The organism is Acidovorax sp. JHL-9, from assembly GCF_000426205.1.
GTDB lineage: Bacteria > Pseudomonadota > Gammaproteobacteria > Burkholderiales > Burkholderiaceae_C > Acidovorax > Acidovorax soli.
This window is the reverse complement of sequence record NZ_AUEX01000023.1, coordinates 1-17,031: the sequence shown is the minus strand read 5'-3', so window position 1 is coordinate 17,031 and position 17,031 is coordinate 1. Positions and strand designations below refer to the sequence as shown.

19 protein-coding genes are annotated in these 17,031 nt (G+C 62.9%); 5 read left to right on the top strand and 14 right to left on the bottom strand.

The window, feature by feature from the left end:
• Position 1: 1 nt before the first annotated feature.
• The 9 genes from trbL to K225_RS0114335 all read right to left on the bottom strand — a co-directional run bounded on the left by trbL (position 2) and on the right by K225_RS0114335 (position 8,422).
• Entirely contained in the window at positions 2 to 1,645 is a 1,644-nt protein-coding gene (trbL, locus tag K225_RS0114375) for a P-type conjugative transfer protein TrbL (RefSeq protein ID WP_026437070.1), read from the bottom strand.
• Positions 1,642 to 1,911 carry an entry exclusion lipoprotein TrbK gene (gene trbK, locus K225_RS0114370; RefSeq protein WP_026437069.1) on the bottom strand — a complete coding sequence of 90 codons (270 nt, stop codon included), beginning with the start codon at positions 1,909 to 1,911 and terminating at the stop codon, positions 1,642 to 1,644. Before trbK ends, trbL begins: the two co-directional genes overlap by 4 nt.
• A 15-nt stretch (positions 1,912 to 1,926) precedes the next feature.
• Positions 1,927 to 2,712, bottom strand: coding sequence for a P-type conjugative transfer protein TrbJ (trbJ, locus tag K225_RS0114365; protein ID WP_026437068.1), 786 nt, complete (start codon positions 2,710 to 2,712; stop codon positions 1,927 to 1,929).
• Between the two features lie 213 nt (positions 2,713 to 2,925).
• Positions 2,926 to 4,722: a TraI/MobA(P) family conjugative relaxase gene (traI, locus tag K225_RS0114360; RefSeq protein WP_026437067.1), complete on the bottom strand. Its 1,797-nt coding sequence runs from the start codon at positions 4,720 to 4,722 to the stop codon at positions 2,926 to 2,928.
• A gap of 34 nt (positions 4,723 to 4,756) precedes the next feature.
• Positions 4,757 to 5,131, bottom strand: a complete 375-nt coding sequence (gene traJ, locus K225_RS0114355) for a conjugal transfer transcriptional regulator TraJ (RefSeq protein ID WP_026437066.1) — start codon at positions 5,129 to 5,131, stop codon at positions 4,757 to 4,759.
• Positions 5,132 to 5,462: 331 nt separating this feature from the next.
• Positions 5,463 to 5,744 (bottom strand): TraK family protein, encoded by a 282-nt coding sequence (locus K225_RS0114350; protein ID WP_026437065.1) that lies wholly within the window; start codon positions 5,742 to 5,744, stop codon positions 5,463 to 5,465.
• A gap of 706 nt (positions 5,745 to 6,450) precedes the next feature.
• A complete protein-coding gene (gene repC / locus K225_RS0114345) occupies positions 6,451 to 7,320 on the bottom strand; it encodes a replication protein C, IncQ-type (RefSeq protein WP_034712815.1) in 870 nt (289 codons plus the stop codon).
• Positions 7,310 to 8,185, bottom strand: a complete 876-nt coding sequence (locus tag K225_RS0114340; protein WP_026437063.1) for a helicase RepA family protein — start codon at positions 8,183 to 8,185, stop codon at positions 7,310 to 7,312. The genes repC and K225_RS0114340 overlap by 11 nt, the downstream gene beginning before the upstream one ends.
• 3 nt (positions 8,186 to 8,188) lie before the next feature.
• A complete protein-coding gene (locus K225_RS0114335; RefSeq protein WP_026437062.1) occupies positions 8,189 to 8,422 on the bottom strand; it encodes a hypothetical protein in 234 nt (77 codons plus the stop codon).
• A gap of 90 nt (positions 8,423 to 8,512) precedes the next feature.
• Between K225_RS0114335 and K225_RS0114330 the strand changes: the two genes are divergently transcribed.
• Both K225_RS0114330 and K225_RS0114325 read left to right on the top strand, forming a co-directional pair.
• Positions 8,513 to 9,508, top strand: coding sequence for a LuxR family transcriptional regulator (locus tag K225_RS0114330; RefSeq protein WP_369794866.1), 996 nt, complete (start codon positions 8,513 to 8,515; stop codon positions 9,506 to 9,508).
• A gap of 119 nt (positions 9,509 to 9,627) precedes the next feature.
• A complete protein-coding gene (locus K225_RS0114325) occupies positions 9,628 to 9,873 on the top strand; it encodes an AlpA family transcriptional regulator (protein WP_026437060.1) in 246 nt (81 codons plus the stop codon).
• An 89-nt stretch (positions 9,874 to 9,962) separates the two neighbouring features.
• On the opposite strand, the gene K225_RS0114320 is transcribed toward K225_RS0114325, so the two are convergent.
• The 3 genes from K225_RS0114320 to guaB form a co-directional block, all read right to left on the bottom strand.
• Complete coding sequence (locus K225_RS0114320) at positions 9,963 to 11,165, bottom strand: site-specific integrase (protein WP_026437059.1); 1,203 nt, start codon at positions 11,163 to 11,165, stop codon at positions 9,963 to 9,965.
• Between the two features lie 307 nt (positions 11,166 to 11,472).
• The gene (guaA, locus tag K225_RS0114315) at positions 11,473 to 13,092 is read right to left on the bottom strand and encodes a glutamine-hydrolyzing GMP synthase (RefSeq protein WP_026437058.1); all 1,620 of its coding nucleotides are present in this window, start codon (positions 13,090 to 13,092) and stop codon (positions 11,473 to 11,475) included.
• Between the two features lie 71 nt (positions 13,093 to 13,163).
• Positions 13,164 to 14,633 (bottom strand): IMP dehydrogenase, encoded by a 1,470-nt coding sequence (guaB, locus tag K225_RS0114310; protein ID WP_026437057.1) that lies wholly within the window; start codon positions 14,631 to 14,633, stop codon positions 13,164 to 13,166.
• 107 nt (positions 14,634 to 14,740) lie between these two features.
• On the opposite strand from guaB, the gene K225_RS0114305 reads away from it, so the two are divergent.
• A complete protein-coding gene (locus K225_RS0114305) occupies positions 14,741 to 15,256 on the top strand; it encodes a DUF4124 domain-containing protein (RefSeq protein ID WP_026437056.1) in 516 nt (171 codons plus the stop codon).
• Between the two features lie 34 nt (positions 15,257 to 15,290).
• Here the strand turns inward: K225_RS0114305 and K225_RS0114300 are convergent, their stop codons facing one another.
• A complete protein-coding gene (locus K225_RS0114300; protein WP_026437055.1) occupies positions 15,291 to 15,638 on the bottom strand; it encodes an RnfH family protein in 348 nt (115 codons plus the stop codon).
• Positions 15,631 to 16,071 (bottom strand): type II toxin-antitoxin system RatA family toxin, encoded by a 441-nt coding sequence (locus K225_RS0114295; RefSeq protein WP_026437054.1) that lies wholly within the window; start codon positions 16,069 to 16,071, stop codon positions 15,631 to 15,633. Before K225_RS0114295 ends, K225_RS0114300 begins: the two co-directional genes overlap by 8 nt.
• Positions 16,072 to 16,204: 133 nt before the next feature.
• On the opposite strand from K225_RS0114295, the gene smpB reads away from it, so the two are divergent.
• Both smpB and K225_RS20865 read left to right on the top strand, forming a co-directional pair.
• Positions 16,205 to 16,678, top strand: a complete 474-nt coding sequence (smpB, locus tag K225_RS0114290; RefSeq protein ID WP_026437053.1) for an SsrA-binding protein SmpB — start codon at positions 16,205 to 16,207, stop codon at positions 16,676 to 16,678.
• A 69-nt stretch (positions 16,679 to 16,747) separates the two neighbouring features.
• On the top strand, positions 16,748 to 17,031 hold a 284-nt coding region (locus K225_RS20865), incomplete at its 3' end, for a transposase (protein WP_034712810.1).

The following is a 17,031-nucleotide window of genomic DNA, read 5'->3' as shown; positions in this document are numbered from 1 at the left end:
GTCACACCTCCGATTTACCGTGCTCGCGGTTGGCGAACGCGGCCACTTCATCATGCGAATCGGCCCCTGCCAGGTTGTTGCCGCCGAATGTCGGCACCGACTCGGCCGCCGCCTGGTCTTTCTCCGCACTCGCTCTGATAGCCGCCGCGATCTTCCCGCCGGTGGTGTCGGCGATGCGTTCGACAGCGGCATCGCGGATGCTGGCGGCCTTGGCCTTCGCAACCTCGCCGACGCCTTGCATCAGGCTCGCGCCGGCGTCGGCCGTCACGCGGCCCGCCGTGCCAAGCGCCGATGCGGCCGAGGCCAGCAAGCCGGGGACGGTGCTGCCTGGTGCGGCCTGCTGGCCGCCTTGCTGGGCTTTCTTGCTGCTGGCTTCGTCGCCACCCTTCGAGCTGGAACCTCCGCCCGATTTACCGGACTGCTGCCCATTGCCGCCACCCGAGCCGCTGGCACCGCGGCCCGAGCTGCTGCCGAAACCGGCGGCCTGTGCAAGCGGTGTAGTGGTGCCCGCACCTGAGCTTGACCCGCCACCAAAGCCAGCAGCTTGCGCAAACGAGCCTGCATCGCTGCCGGAGTCGGAGCCGCCGCCAAGCATGGGCATTCCGCCCGATTCACCGCCGGCGCTAGACCCTGCTTTCTCGAACGCTGCTTTGACCGCCGACATACCGCCGGCGGCCGAGGCCGCACCACCCATCACGGCCGCGCCGGCCACGCTTGCCGCACCGGCGGCCATACTCGCCGCGCCCATAGCCGCACCTATGGCAGCACCCGCGCCAAAGTTGCCGATGCCACCCGCGCCGCCGATCCCCGAGCCGGTGATGATGCCGGCGACAAGAGGGGGAACACGATTGACCAGCATGAGCAGCGCAACGCAGAAAACCAGCATCACGCCCAGCTCTTCAAAGTTCAACGTGCCGGTGTTCATCCTGGCGTAGAAGCTGGTAAGCAGGTCGTTCCCGATGCCGACCAGGAGCACCATCGTCATGATCTGCACGGCCACGCCCAGCACGGTCTTGTAGTAGTTGATCGCCATGTCGGACGTCCAACGCGAACCACCGAAGCCGAGGAAGAAGATGCCGGCGTACATCAGCAGCCAGCCCGAGACGAGCAGCAGCAGCATATTCACGGCGACAACTGCCAGCAGGATCAAGATGCCAACGCTCAAGGCCACACCGATGAAGCTATCCACGGGCGACCAGATCGACGAGTTTGTGAATGCCTGCTTCAAGATCATGAAGCCGATATCCACGATGCCCGAGGGTGTCACCGATGCCACCCCGGATGCCTGCTCACCGATCCGGGCCAGTGACTGGATGATCGAGTTGGCGAAGGCGGGGCCGTTGCGCAGCAGCCAGAGGAAAAAGCCGAAGAACAGAATGAAGCGGATGAACTCGGCGAAGAATTCACCAATATCGGCCTTGCGCAGCGCCATGAAGCCGAACGTGAAAACCAGCGAGATCGTGCCCAGCGTCCAGAACAGGAACATCGCGGCATTCATCACCACCGTCTGCCAGGACGTGGCCCGCGTGGCGAACTCCGTCACCACCTGGTCAAGCATCCCCTGGTTGGTGAGCTGGGCCGATGCAGCGGTGGAGTAAAGCGCGAGGGCGACGCCGATCAGCGCCGCCTTGTGCAGTGTTTTCATGGCTTCGCCTCCTTCTGGTCTTTCGGGTCGGCCAGTTCGAGCCAGTTCATGGGCTTCTCGGTCGGCGCGATGCCGCCGGCGGCCGGCGACCGGCGCGAGCACAGCCCGGCGAATTTCTCGCGCGTGGCCCTGTCCTCGATCTTCTTGATCGCCTCGATCTGGCAATTGGTGTCATTGACCTCGGGCATGGGCGGGATGGCCGGCTTGTTGTCGCAACCAGCCACCAGCACCACCACGAGGCCGGTAAGCAGCATCGTTTTCTTCATGGTGCAGGGCCTCCGTCAGCGGGTCAGTTCGAGCCAGTTTCTCGGGTTGGCCGTCCGCTCGATCCTGGACTCCCGAGAAGTCGCGCCGGCGGCCTGCTGTTGCGCCTCTAGGTCGGCCTGCGCCTGCATCCTGGCCGTCGCGGCGTTCTGCTGTGCGATCAGCAGGCCACGGATTTGCAGAAGCTGGTTTGCTTGGTTGGCGGCGAGCTGGTTGGCGAAGCCGATGGCCTGCATCTGGCCGTTCGCACCCTGCGCGGCAGACTGGAGCCGTTCGAGCTGGCGAGCATCGGCGGTCAGGTTGCGCTGCTGTTGCTCCAGGCCCTTGAAAAGCGCGTCGTTCGCCTTCTTCTGGCTCTCGCTCGCCAGGCGGCGGTTTTGCTCCATCGCGGCGCGCTCAGCATCCGAGCACCCGGCTGCCGAGAAGCACGGCGAGCCGCGGTAGTAGCTCACGTCCTGGAACTTGCCCAGGTAGGCGTCGAGACTGCCGAGCTGGTTCCTGTAATAGTCCAGCGTGTTGACGGCATTCATCAGCCCGTTGATCGTGGACTGCGCCTGATCCCAGATATAGGCCGCCGGGGCCATCGTGTTTTGCAGCATATTTTCGTACTGCTGCAATTGGGTCTGGTACTGCTCAATCTGCTTGAGCGTCTGCGCCACCGACTCGATGGCCGTCATGACGTTCTGCACCAGGTTCCCGCCGTCGATGACGGGAATGCCGGCCTGCGCCGGGGTGATGATGATGCTGCCGGCCAGGGCAGCGGCAAGCGCGGTTTTAGCCGCTAAAAGGCGGACGTGTTTCATGGTCGAGTTCCTGGAATGTGATGAGCGGCTGCACTGCGCCTGCCGGCTGCCTGGTCGGCAACTGGCGGCGTTGGGCCATCACAGAGACAGCACGCCGTATCGCTGTCCCGGTACCCCGACCTGAGCGACACCGTAGCGCCCGGCCATTTCTGTTTAACATCGGTGTACGGGGGTGAAGCTCGCACTGCACCTCCCAGGGAGTGAAAGCGCTCGTCATCGACCACGCCCCTTGCCGTTCTCTTGGCGTTTGGCCCTCTTGGCCTCCATCTGCGCCCGTAGCCGCGCCTCGCGCTGCGCCAGTTCGGACGGTGCTGATGATCGTACTTTGGCTGGCATCGGTGCTTGCGTCGGCCGCTGGGCTCCGCCCTCGATGTACAGGCCGCCGAGCTGGCCCAGCGTGTGCAGGCCATGCCGACGATGCGGCGGTGGTTGCCGGCCGACAGGTGGCGCGCCGGGACGGACTCTGGCCTGAGCCTTCGCGGCCTCGACCAGCCGCCGACGCTCCAGGATCGGATCGGTGAAGACGATGGGCAGCCGCGCATCCACGGCCGCCCGGATCGCGGTGGCCTTGAACGCCACGCTGCCGCTGACGGTGATGCGTTCGCCGTAACGCCCCATCGCCATGCGCAAGGCGGCTAGCACGCCGGCGCGGTCAGCCTCACTGGACACAGCCAAGCGCTCGCCATCATCACGCACGGCTGAGCTGCCGGCGCGGTAGATGATGGTGCCCTTCTTCGTGATGTTGTCGATCACCAAGGCATAACCGGCCTTCACCACACCCTCACCCTGAAGGGTGTCCCCCTTTAGGCCCTGGGCCGCCTCGCGGGCGCGCAGCGCATCGAGTGCCTGGCCATCGCCGGCCTGGGCTTGCTGCTTGAGCCAATCGGCCCAAGTGCGTCGGCTGTGCGCCTGGTAGATCGCCGCCCGCTCCTGGTCGTGGCGCTTGTGGATAGCCTCCAGGTCGGCCCGCAGCGCGGCGCTGGCCTGGCTGTAAAGCAGCCGCTTGGTCAGGCGGCCATCGGTCAGGTGCTTGATCGCCGCCCGCTTGGTGGCCGCCACCTTCTTGACGTTCTCTACGGCCCGATCCTTCCGGCGGTTCGCCTCGGCCAGCGCGCCGGCCCTGGTGGCCGTGAGGTGCTGCTGTGCCTCCTTGTACCGGGCGTACAGCTCGACCGTGTTCACGCGCAGGCGGATCGGGTCTTTCTGGTACTGCCGCTTCGCTTTGGTTCGTGTCTGCCGTTCGGGCGAAGCCTCGAACGGGCCAAGCCGCGCCTCCAGCTTCGGCTTGGAAAGGTCGCGGGCTAGGGTGCTCGCCTTGACCATCGTTCCGTCGCCGGCCTCGATCACAAGGCCGTTCGCACGCTCGCGCAGCTCCAGGCCGTTGTCGCGCATGACCTGGTGCAGCTCCTGCCAGGACTGCGCGCCCTTGATCTCGTCCAGGCATTCGCGCTTGATCCAGCCGACCAGGCTTTCCACGCCCGCGTGCCGCTCCATGTCGGCCGCCCTGCCCTCGGCCCCGCGCTGGCGTGGCTCGTGGTTGTCGCGCTCCAGGCCGTAGTCGCGCTCCAGGGCCGTGCAAAGCTCGGCCAGCGCCCGATGCGAGTAGTACGGCTCGTGCATCGTGTGCCGCGTCGGGTGAATCTTGTTGATGGCGATGTGGATGTGCAGGTTGTCGGTGTCGTTGTGAACGGCACTGACGCGCTGATGCTCGCCATAGCCCAGCCCGGCGCAGATGCGTTCCTCAATCGCCCGCAGGGTGTCGGCGCTGGGCTGCTCGCCGGCCCGGAAGCTGACGATCAGGTGATAGGTCTTGTCGCCCTTGGCCCGCGTGTTCGTGTGCTGGGTCGCCAGAACCTCCGTGATGGCATCCTGCACCGACACGGCATCGCAGTTCGTGATCTGCACCTGGCCCAGCCGGTGATCCTTGCTCTGCGCGTCGGTGACGTAGTTCACCAGGCCGGCGAAGTCGGACTTGCCCAGCGAACGCATGGGCACGTGCTTGGCGATCATCGGGCGGCCTCCGGCTTTTTAGCCGCTAAAACGCTCAAGGCTCGGCCCTCGGTTGCACCACGGATTTCATAAGCCGGCTCATTTCGTCCTGGGTGGCCTCGATCCGCCCCAACAGGGCAAGGATCGTGGCGTCACCGAAGCGGGCCGTGCGCGGGTCGTCGGTCAGCCATAGCTTGAGCAGGCCGCCCAGCCGGCCAAGGTCGCCATTCACGCGCACCAGCTCGCGCACGTACTCGTAATCCATGACGCCCTTGATCTGGTAGCCCTGGCCCACGTCGCGCAGATAGCGCGCCACGCTGACCCCGGCCCTCTTGGCGTTCGCCTCGATCTCGGCCCGCTCTTCGGGCAGGCAATAGACCTTGATGGGCGGACTGCCCTTCCTCGTCACCTTGTTCTCGTTGGCCTCCATCTTGGCGTCCTCATGTCGTTGCCGGCGGTCGCCGGATGCCTCGCAGAGCAGGATGCCCGTTGAGCGCCGTAGGCGCGAATAAGGGAAAGTGAAGAGGAACACCGCGCCTGCGCGGTGGGCCTACTTCACACATCCTGCCCGCCTTACGGCGTTGTTTTTGCCTCGTAGGACCCATCGAATCTCGCGCTGTAAGCGCACCGTTGGTTCGCAACAGCGCGCCAGCAGCGCGAAAACCGACGGAAATGCCCCATTTCCACGCGCTTGCAGCGATTCAACAACCATTTGCAGTGTTTCAGCCGCGCACATGCAGCGATTGAGCACGAGGCTTTCCTCACTTCGTGCTGCACTGACTGATAGAGCCAGGCTGCGCATTGGTGATGTGCCGCCGAACGTATTTCAGAAACGTCTCATATCGAAAAGGAATGCGCCCGACCTCGCGCAGGTGCTCCCAGATGATCTTGAGCGCGTAGCCGGCCTCCATCGCTTGCTTCACGTCCGAGCGCACCGCCATGAAAGCGGCTAGGTAGTCCCTGCGCTTTATTTGCGAGGTCTTCTGCTGAAGAGCCAGCCGTGCGGCCAGCTCCTCGGGGTAGCTGCTTTCTGTCGTCGCCATGTCCGTAAACCTCCGTTATCAACTGAACTACTCCGAAGGTTACGGAGTGCCGGCCTACACAACATGCCAATAATTGGCCGAAATGGTTGACATGGAGCCGATGACACAGGCACACCCATCAAATCAGGGATGGCAGCCGTGTTCAGCACGGAAGGTTGAACGCCAAGAGGGAAGCCGGGAGCATCCACTATCGCTCTGCCCCTCAAGTGTCAAAGAGTGGATCTCATCGTCAGAAGTGGCGATGCGAGATCCAACGGCTGCCGTCATCGCCGGAACTGGTGATGGGGCCCTCGGTGCATCGTCAAAGGTGGCGTTGGTCGACCGTAGTCTGGACGTGGCCAGCCTCGCCGGAAATGGCGGTGCTGCAGCGCGCGCGAGGAAAGGTCAGCCTGATGACGTGGCCGGGAATCGCATTGAACTGTTGTATGTTGTAGCGCGCTACAACATACAACATACAACACCGCCTATTGACACTTGGGGGGCGCAGCGTTTTAGCCGCTAAAAAGACCGACTGGAGCCGACCACCCTTCTGGCGTACAACTCAACGGCCGAAGGCCGACCATTGGCAAGAGCCTGGCGTCGCCCGAATGGGCGGCGGCAAGTGCCGCGCCTAGTGGATGATCTTGGAAGATCATGGATGGAATTTGAGAACCAGCCGCAAGCCCGCGCCGTTGCTGTGTTTTTCGGTTTGAGGCGGGGAACGTTGCTACGGGTGAAGGGGAGCATTGCTACGGAGCTTGGGGAACGTTACTACGGGCTTCGGCCTGCCAATTTCCCACTTCCCTGCCGAATACTCGCTGACCTTCCAGCCCACGGTGGCAAGCTCGGCCAGAGCCTTGCGGGCCTTCTGGCGGCGCTTCTTCATGGCCTCGGCGTTCGCCTCGTCCGGCCAGACGTAGCCAGAAAGGGTATCAAGTTCCACGCGCCCGGCTTTGCCGGGATCGATCCAGCCGCACAGCCGTTGGTGAATCAGGCGGGCCGGGTCGGTTTGTAGCGCCCGCACCTCGGCCATCTCGATGCGGGTATACGGGCGCCGCCCAAGAATCGCCTCCGCAATCTGGGGATTCAGCGCGACGAATAACCGCCCGTCCTCCTCGTCGAAGGCATAGCTCATCAGGTGAAAAGACCTTTGCCTACTCCCCTTGGTGACTACCACCGTCACGTTTGCCATGCGCAGCAAGCACGCCTTGATCGCCCTGATGTTGTCGCCGCCATCGGTCAAGCCGATTTCGGCTAGCAGGCTTGTCATGCTCTCTCGCACGACAAGCGCATCCTGCCCTACCGCGTCGAACTTCGGCTCAAGGAATAGACGGAGTTGCTTCGGCAAGTCCGCTGTTGGCTCTGGCGTCAAGATGATGCCCTTCGGCCCTCCAAGAGCCACAAGACCTTGCAGCAGCCGCATGTCATCAGCACCAAGAGGCTCGAAGCCGACGAACCGCGCTAGTTCATTTTCGGCGTAGTGATACGTCACATCGAGCTTGAGCTTCTTCCGTTCGCCGCGCTTGAGACTGCGGAACAAGCCGGGGACCAAGCAGTGCATTGGATCGTGCCTGGCATGGGTGAGGTCAAAAGCCATCGCCTCGCCTCCGACTATCACGTCTTTCCTCATTCCTGCTGGCCTCATACAGCTCCACCGGCACCAGCACGCCGCCGGCGTGCCGCATGTACCAGCGATCAAGCGGCGTGGCGTCGTAGTTTTGCTTGCTGACGCCGAAACGCACGAAGTAGCCGCGCCGCTCATCGCCGATGGGTTGCCGGTCATGGGCGCGGTCGCTGAGGCGCTTCGCCTCGTCCTCAGTCATGCGGGCGACGTAACCGCACCACCTGGCGTTGTCGATCAGCGCGGACGCGCCACGCGCGGCCTGCTGCTGGTCGGTCTGCCCTTCGCGAGCGCTTCCCTTGCTGACGTGGTGCAGGTAGAGCACGGATGCGCCCGTGGAAGCCGCGACCTGCTCCAGCACGGCCACGAGGAGGGCCATGTTGCCGTTGCTGTTCTCATCGAGGGCGTGGATGCGGCTCAGGGTGTCCAGCACGATCAGCCTCGCCCCGGCGCTGTACTCGATGACGCGGCGCAAGTGAGCCTCGTCCATGACGTTCAGGCGCTTGCCCATGATCGGCTCAAGCGCAAGGTTCTCTGCGATGGCTTGGCGTGCCGCGTGTCCGAGGTGCTGGCCGATGGCGTGAATGCGCCGCACAAGCGCGGGCGGCGGGTCTTCCCCGGCCAGATAGACCACGCGCCCGGTGTGTGCGGGGGCCAGGCCCACAAGATCGCCGCCGGCAACACTGCATGCGATGCTCATGGCCGCTTCCAGCGCCCAGAAGCTCTTACCCGTCGCGCCTGGAGCAACGAGCGCGCCGACAGTCCCTGCAAGGAAGCCGGGCCATATGAAGTCCAGGACCGGCGGTTCTTGCTCAAACGCCGCCAGTACATCAATCGCCACGACTCAGTTCCCCGTTCTGTACAGGGACTCGTCGCTCAATACCTCGGCGATCTGCGACGTTCGGAAGTAGACGCGCCGACCGATCTTCAAGCGAGCCGTGTTGATTCTCCCCGCCCATTCGCTCGTCGTGCGCAAGCTGACCCGCAGGCCATCCGGTGATCGATCCAGAACACAGGCGAGCTGCGCCATGCTCAGCAGCGGGCCGAAGCGTTGCAGCAGCGTGTCTTCTATCGTCATTGCGTAAACCTCCGTTATCAACTGAATTGCAACGAAGGTTAGGCGTTGCTGGAGTTGCCAACACCCATTTAGTTGTCCACAATGGTTGACATGCTAAACGCAAAACACACCGTCATCTCCAAAGACTGCGATCCCACCGTCGCGGAAGCCATTAAGCAGTTCCATGATCGGTGGCAGCCTTACTCCGCATCGTCGAGGCAGCACCCAATCGTTCGGCTGATAGAAGAGTTGATCGACCCCGCTGTGGCCAAGTACACGGAAAAACTTCCACTGCGCTACCTGGGGCACATCCCCGGAGCTGGGACAGGGGTGGGCCTGAGCGGGATCATTCGATTGATTGGATTTGATGCGATGGTTCCCCTGCAACGGGAACTTCTACGGAGGTTCATCCGCCAGGAAGACTGCACAAGCGCAAGGGACAAAAGGTTTACAGCGACTCTCGAATCGCTGTTTGAGCTGGTATGGGCCTGCGCCTGCAAACAGCCGGTGGACTCTCCAATACGAGGCTCCGATGGAAAGCCACGGGGCTTGAATGGAAGACGCCGGCAAGGATTTTGTCGGTTTTGCGGAGAGCTCACCGCGCTCGCTTCATTTGCAGGCGATGAGTCTCAACTTCGCGGGGCCGCTGACACACTTCGCTTGAGCAGCCTGTACTGCGTTGCTCATCAGCCGAAGTTGCTCAACGGTGCAGGCAACCCCGCCTATAGACAAGCAAAACGATCCGTCGCGCAGTTCGATATCGAATTGGCAAGGCTCAAGCGGCAATGCGCGAAGCGAGCCACGCCCCATGCGGCGGCGTCCGGCGATAAGCTGGTTGATAACTACTTCTTTCACTACATGCTGGGTCAGACCTTGCAGCCAGCCGACATAACCGAGCTACGCAATCTAGCCCGATTGATGGTGGACTCGAAGCTGTCGGACACCAAGAAGAAAATTCTGATGCTGCAGTATTCCGGGCTCAATCAGTCGGAGATTGCAGAACAACTTTCGAGCAACGATCAACGGCCGCTGACGCGCCAAGCGGTGTCTAAGGCCCTTAAAGCGCTGGCATCGATCCCTGAAACGTTTCACCTGAAGAAGCAATAGAAGTGCGCTCCCTGCCCCATTTCTATGTCAACCAAAGTGAACAACTATTTGGCCGACTTGATCCGCATTGCCAGGCACCATCCGGCACATGTTCGCAAGTAATCGAAAGAGGCCAGGGGATGCAGGCAACGACAAGTAAGACGCTCATCAACCGCAAGAAACTGCTGGCAATGATTCCGCTGTCTGAGCGCACGATTTTCAACATGGAACAGCGCGGGGAGTTCCCGCGCCGGATCGCACTCACCAGCCGAAACGTCGCCTGGGACTTGGCAGAAATCGAGGAATGGATCGAGGCACGCAAGTCATCGGGCACGCAGGCCATGCGGCCCGGCTTCACCCCGTCGGTCGCAGCCACCGCTTTTTAGCCGCTAAAACGCCGCGCCCCTCAAGTGTCAATGACAGCCGAGACCAAGGTCACTGTTCTGGAGGCGCTGCCTACCTGCCATCCTCTGACTTAAGCCTTCGGCCGCTTGAGCGTCCATTCGTCGATCATGTCCGCCCAGTCCTGCAACATCGCCGTCCGCTGCTCGCGGTACTCGGCCTTGTTGTAGACGGCCCTGACGCCTCTCTGTTCGTGCGCCAGGGACTTCTCGATCCAGTCCGTGTTGTAGCCAGCCTCGTGCAACAACGTGCTGGCCGTGCGCCGCAAGTCGTGCGGCCCGAACTTGGCGAGCGGCTTTCCTTCCTTCTGCGCCAGCCGATACGTCAGCGTCAGCACCTGGTTGAGCGTGGCGCTGCTCATGGGTAGGTCTGAGTCGTACCGCGACGGCAGCACGTAGTCCGATCCACCGGCGAAGGTTTTCAGGGCAATGAAGATGTCCAGCGCCTGGCGGGACAGAAACACCAGGTGCGGATTGCGCCGCTTCATCCGCTCCTTCGGGATCGTCCAAAGCGCGTCGCTGAAATTGATCTCGCTCCAGGTCGCGTTGGTCAGCTCACTCTTGCGCACCATCGTCAACAGCAGCAGCTTGGCTGCCGCCCGAATGGATGGCGCTGTGCCAATGCGCTCCATGTACTGGTACATCAGGCCGATCTCGTCGGGCGTCAGCGCACGGTCGCGCGGCTCGAATTTGGCGATGGACGTTGGACGCACCAGCTCCGCCGGGTTCTCGACCTTCTGGCCACGCTCGATGGCCCAGCGATAGACCTGCATCACCACCTCGCGGACATGCACTGCCGTTGCCGGCGCGCCGCGCTCCACGATGGCATCGGTCAGTGCCCGCAAGTCCTCGTGGGTAATCTCCGCCAGCTTCTGATTGCCGAATTTCGGCTTCAAGTCGCGCTCGTAGACTGAGCGGCGCATGTCGCGGGTGGAGTCGGCCATCTGGTAGCCGCGCAGCCACTTTTCCGCCCAGGCCCCGAATGTCTCCGCGTCCTTGACGCGGGCCTTATCCCGCGCCTTCTCCTTGGCCGGCGACTTCCCGGCCGCGACCATCTTCTTGGCCTCGCCCAACCGCTCGCGGGCTTCCGCCAGGGTGATGCCGCCGACACCGTACCGGCCGAAGGTGATGGTCTCCTGCCTACCGTGGATCGAGTAGTTGTAGCGGAACGAGATCGCTCCGGCGGCCGTGACGGCTACATAGAGGCCGTCACGGTCATTCACCTTGTAGAGCTTGTCCTTCGGCTTGAGGTTGCGCAGCTTGGTATCGGTCAACATGGTTCTCGCCCTGATTCAGCTCAAATACCATGATCCGAAAACCGGCCGATCCTGGCGTAAAACAACAATAAAATCATTGCATTACGCCAATTCGATACCATGAGCATCCGCAAGGTGGTTGCATGGTATCGGCGACCTCTCATGGCATAGAAGCGTTCAATGCCATCCATCATGCCATGAAGAAACGGTGCTTGGCGATGCCAAATGTTGCCAGGCTGTGCCGAGCGAAATCACAAAAAAGCCCGCATTGACGCGGGCTTAGGTGTGTTTTCGTGCCACTAGGTGCCAGCCAGTGCCAGACGCCGAATCACTCCCACTCAATCGTCGCCGGTGGTTTGGAGCTGACGTCGTAGGTCACGCGGTTGATACCACGCACCTCGTTGATGATGCGCCCCGACACCTTCTTGAGCAGCGCGTAGGGCAGTTCGGCCCAGTCGGCGGTCATGAAGTCGCTGGTCTGCACGGCGCGCAGGGCGATCACGTAGTCGTAGGTGCGGCCATCGCCCATCACGCCCACACTCTTGACGGGCAGGAAGACGGTGAAGGCCTGGCTGGTGAGGTCATACCAGGTCTTGCCCGTGGCTTCGTCGGTGAAGTTGCGCAGTTCCTCGATGAAGATCGCGTCGGCACGGCGCAGCAGGTCGGCGTATTCCTTCTTCACCTCGCCCAGGATGCGCACGCCCAGGCCGGGGCCCGGGAAGGGGTGGCGGTAGACCATTTCGGGCGGCAGGCCCAGGGCCACGCCCAGTTCGCGCACTTCGTCCTTGAACAGGTCGCGCAGCGGCTCCAGCAGCTTCAGGCCCAGTTGCTCGGGCAGGCCACCTACGTTGTGGTGGCTCTTGATGGTGACGGCCTTCTTGCTCTTGGCGCCGCCGGATTCGATCACGTCGGGGTAGATGGTGCCCTGGGCCAGAAAGGTGGCGCCCTTGTGGCCAGCACCGCCAGCCTTGAGCTTGGCCGCCTCGGCCTTGAAAACGTCGACGAACAGGCCGCCGATGATCTTGCGCTTTTGTTCGGGGTCGCTCACGCCGGCGAGCTTGCCGAGGAACAGCTCGCTCGCATCCACGCGGATCACCTTGGCGTGCAGCTTGCCCTCGAACATGTCCATGACCATGTCGCCCTCGTTCAGGCGCAGCAGGCCGTGGTCCACGAACACGCAGGTGAGCTGGTCGCCGATGGCACGATGGATCAGCGCAGCGGCCACCGACGAGTCCACACCGCCCGACAGGCCCAGGATCACTTCTTCATCGCCCACCTGCTGGCGGATCTGCTCCACCGCCTCGGCGATGTGGTCGCGCATCACCCAGTCGGGCGAGGTGCCGCAGATGCCGAGCACAAAACGCTCCAGCAGCGCCCTGCCCTGCACGGTGTGCGTCACCTCGGGGTGGAACTGCACGGCATAGAAGCGGCGGTCTTCGTCGGCCATGCCAGCAATGGGGCAGCTTTCCGTGCTGGCCATGAGCTTGAAGCCCGGGGGCAGCTCGGTGACCTTGTCGCCGTGGCTCATCCACACGTTGAGCATGCCGTGGCCTTCGGGCGTGGTGAAGTCGGCAATGTCCTTGAGCAGCGCGGTGTGGCCGCGTGCGCGCACCGCCGCAAAGCCGAATTCGCGCTTGTGGCCGCCTTCGACCTTGCCACCGAGCTGGTGCGCCATGGTCTGCATGCCGTAGCAGATGCCCAGCACGGGCACGCCGAGCTGGAACACCGCTTCGGGTGCCTTGTCGGTGGTGTCCTCATACACGCTGGCGTGGCTGCCAGAGAGGATGACGCCCTTGAGCGAGCCGTCCTTGGCATACTCGCGCACCCACTCGTCCGTCACGTCGCAGGGGTGCACTTCGCAGTACACATGGGCTTCGCGCACGCGGCGTGCGATGAGCTGGGTGACTTGCGAGCCGAAATCAAGGATGAGGATCTTCTGGTGTTGCATGGTGGGCCACAGGAAAAAGACAAAGGCCCGAACACCTGGACATCGGGTTCGGGCCTGTGGTTGCTGAAAAATCAGTCCGCGCGGTAGTTGGGCGCTTCCTTGGTGATCTGCACGTCGTGGACATGGCTTTCGCGGATACCGGCGGTGGTGATCTCGACGAATTCAGCCTTGTTGTTCATGTCCTCGATCGTGGCGCAGCCGCAGTAGCCCATGGCGGCACGCACGCCTCCGGCCATCTGGAACACGATGGAGACCATCGAGCCCTTGTAGGGTACGCGGCCTTCAATGCCCTCGGGCACCAGCTTGTCGGCATTGGGGTTGCCCGTGGTCGACTCCTGGAAGTAGCGGTCGGCACTGCCCTGCTGCATGGCACCAATCGAGCCCATGCCGCGGTAGCTCTTGTAGCTGCGGCCCTGGAACAGGATCACCTCACCCGGCGCTTCTTCCGTGCCGGCAAACATGCCACCCATCATGATGGTGCTGGCACCCGCGGCCAGGGCCTTGGCAATGTCGCCGCTGTAGCGCACGCCGCCGTCGGCAATGAGGGGCACGCCCGTACCGCGCAGCGCGGTGGCCACGCTGTCGATGGCCATGATCTGTGGCACGCCCACGCCGGCAACGATGCGCGTCGTGCAGATGGAGCCGGGGCCGATGCCCACCTTCACCGCATCGGCACCGGCTTCCACCAGCGCCAGCGCGGCCGCGCCCGTGGCGATGTTGCCGCCGATCACGTCGACCTGCGGGTAGTTCTGCTTGACCCAGCGCACACGGTCGATGACGCCTTTGCTGTGGCCATGGGCCGTGTCCACCACGATGGCGTCCACACCGGCCTTCACCAGGGCCTCGACACGCTCTTCCGTGCCCTCGCCCACGCCCACCGCCGCGCCCACGCGCAGTCGGCCGTTGCTGTCACGCGCGGCATTGGGGAAGCTGGTCTGCTTGGTGATGTCCTTCACCGTGATCAGGCCCTTGAGTTCAAAGCTGTCGTTCACGACGAGCAGGCGCTCGAGCTTGTGCTTGTTCAGCAGGGCCTTGGCCTCGCTGGCCGTGGCGCCCTCCTTGACCGTGATGAGCTTTTCACGGGGCGTCATGATCTGGTGCACCTTGACGTCGTAGCGCGTTTCAAAGCGCAGATCGCGGCTGGTGACGATGCCCACCACCTTGCCACCATCGCACACCGGAAAACCCGAAATTCCCAGCTGCTCCGACAACTCCAGCACCTGGAGCACGGTGTGCTCGGGGGTGATGACGACCGGGTCGCGCACCACGCCCGACTCGTACCGCTTGACCTTGGCCACATGCGCGGCCTGCTCCTGGGGCGTGAGGTTCTTGTGCACGATGCCGATGCCGCCCTCCTGGGCAATGGCAATGGCCAGGCGTGCCTCGGTCACGGTGTCCATGGCGGCGGACACCAGCGGCAAGTTCAGCTGGATGTTGCGGGAGAGTTTCGTCGCGAGGGACGTGTCCTTGGGCAGGACCTGGGAGTACGCGGGCACCAGCAACACATCGTCGAAGGTGAGCGCTTTTCCAAGAAGGCGCATGAGAAAGCTCCAAAAAATGGATTGTACCCGCGCGGCCTGTGGCAAAAACGCTGCCACGGAAAGCAACTTGCTGGCAGCCCCATGGAGGCACAGCTAAACTTGCCGCCATGAAAATTCACAAGCTTGTGCTGCTGGCCTTCGCCTGCACCTGGTCACTGGGCGCTTCGGCCCAATGGCAATGGATCGACAAGGACGGCCGCAAAGTGTTCAGCGACCGTGCGCCCCCTCCGGACATCCCGGACAAGAGCATCCTGAAGCAGCCGGGAACCCGTATGGACCCAAGGCCCGCCCTGCTGGCTGGAGCAGCAGAACCCGCTGCTGCCGCATCCGCCCCGAAACCGTCGGCCAGCAGCGCCACCGGCGGCAAGGACAAGGAACTTGAAGAGAGAAAAGCGCAAGCAGAGGCGGCAGAAGCGGCCAAGAAAAAATCCGAACAAGAGAAGATCGCAAAAACCAAGGCGGACAACTGCACCCGCGCCCGCCAGGCCAGGGCCACACTCGATTCTGGCCGGCCCATGATGCATACGAATGCCCAGGGCGAACGGGTTTACCTGGATGAAGCAACCCGCGCTTCAGAATCCCAACGCATCGACAGCGTCATTGCATCCGATTGCGCGCGGTGATGGTCGGGCTGCCGCCGCCCCCGTTGTCCAGACTTCAATAGCCCGATTTACCGCCGGGACGCTGCCGCGCAAACAGTCCGGTGGTTCGGGCGCCCTGGCGGGCAAAGCGCTCGCGCCGGGCCACCTTGGGGTCCACCTTCAACGGGCGATACACCTCCACCCGATCCCCTGCGGCGAGCATGCGGTCTGGCGCCACCTGACGCCCCCAGACACCGACCACGGAAGAAGTCGCATCTGCAGGCAACGGCTGCAAGGCCGCGCACATGTTCAGCGCATCGGCCACCGTGGCCCCCTGTGGCAGCTGCAATGCCCACTCGACCGCACTGCGCGGTGCCGCACAAACCACCACGGTGATATGCAGCAACCCCTTGTCGTCACCCATACACCTGCTCCGCGCGCTTGACAAAGGCGTCCACCATGCTGGCGGCGATGCGGTCAAAAATGGGGCCCACCAATGCCGCGAGGGCAGCGCTGTCAAACCCGTAGTGCAGCAACAGCTCGACCTTGCAGGCACGCTGACTGCCATCCGCCACCGGGTGGAAATGCCAATCGCCCTCCAGCCGGGAGAACGGGCCCTTGACCAGGTGCATCTGCACACGCCGGCCCACCTCATGGATGTTGCGGGTGACAAAGGTCTGGCGCAAACCGGCCATTGCGATACCCACCTCGGCCGTCATCCCTTCATCGTCGCGCTCCAGCACCGCCGAGCGGTCGCACCAGGGCAGGAACTGGGGGTAGTGCTCCACCCCCGTTACGAGGGCAAACATTTCTTCGGGGCTGTACCAGATAAGGACGGATTTGTGGACGGTTTTCATGCAGATACGGCTTCGGCGCAATGGAGCGACGGAATCAGCCAGAGGATCCGGGGGAATTTAGAATCGCTCTAGCGAGACCCAACCATTGTAGGGAGGCCTTTTATCTCCCCGTTTGCGCCGCATCTAATCTCTCATGGCCAAAAAACCCGATCCCACGTCCCGCATTGCCGACAACAAAAAGGCGGCCTTTAACTACTTCTTCGAAGAACGCCACGAGGCCGGCATGGTGCTGTATGGCTGGGAAGTCAAGGCGCTGCGTGAGGGCAAGGTGCAGCTGACCGATGGCTATGTGCTCATCCGTGATGGCGAGTTGTACCTGCTGGGCTGCCTGATCAATCCCCTCAAGACCGCCTCCACCCACGTCAACCCCGAGGCAGCACGCACCAAGAAGCTGCTGCTCAAGAAGGATGACATCAAACGCCTGATCGGAAAAGTCGAGCAAAAGGGCTACACCCTGGTGCCCATCAACCTGCACTGGAAAAATGGTTTTGTGAAATGCGAGATTGCCCTGGCCAAGGGCAAGGCGGAACATGACAAGCGCGACACCATCAAGGACCGCGAAGGCAAGCGCGAGGTCGAACGCGCCATGAAGAGCCGCAACCGCTAGCGATCCTGGAGGGCGGGAGCCTGTCAGAAAGTTTGTGTGTGAGGCATAGCATGTCAACAAGGAGCATGAATGCCACGCAAGACGAAGACCACCGCATCAGCGGACAAGGCGGCGCAGCCGCAATTCTCAGCCGAGCTGCTTGAGCAACTCATTCCCGGGCCAGTCACGCCAGCCGAGCTTGAGGGCATCTTCCAGCAGTTCAAGAAGTCGGTGCTTGAGCGCGCGCTGGGCGCGGAGATGAGTCACCACCTGGGCTACGCCCCCGGCCAGGCCAAGCCCGAAGGGGCTGCGGCCAATCACCGCAACGGCAAGAGCGCCAAGACCGTGCTGACCGACGCCGGCGCTCTGCGCAT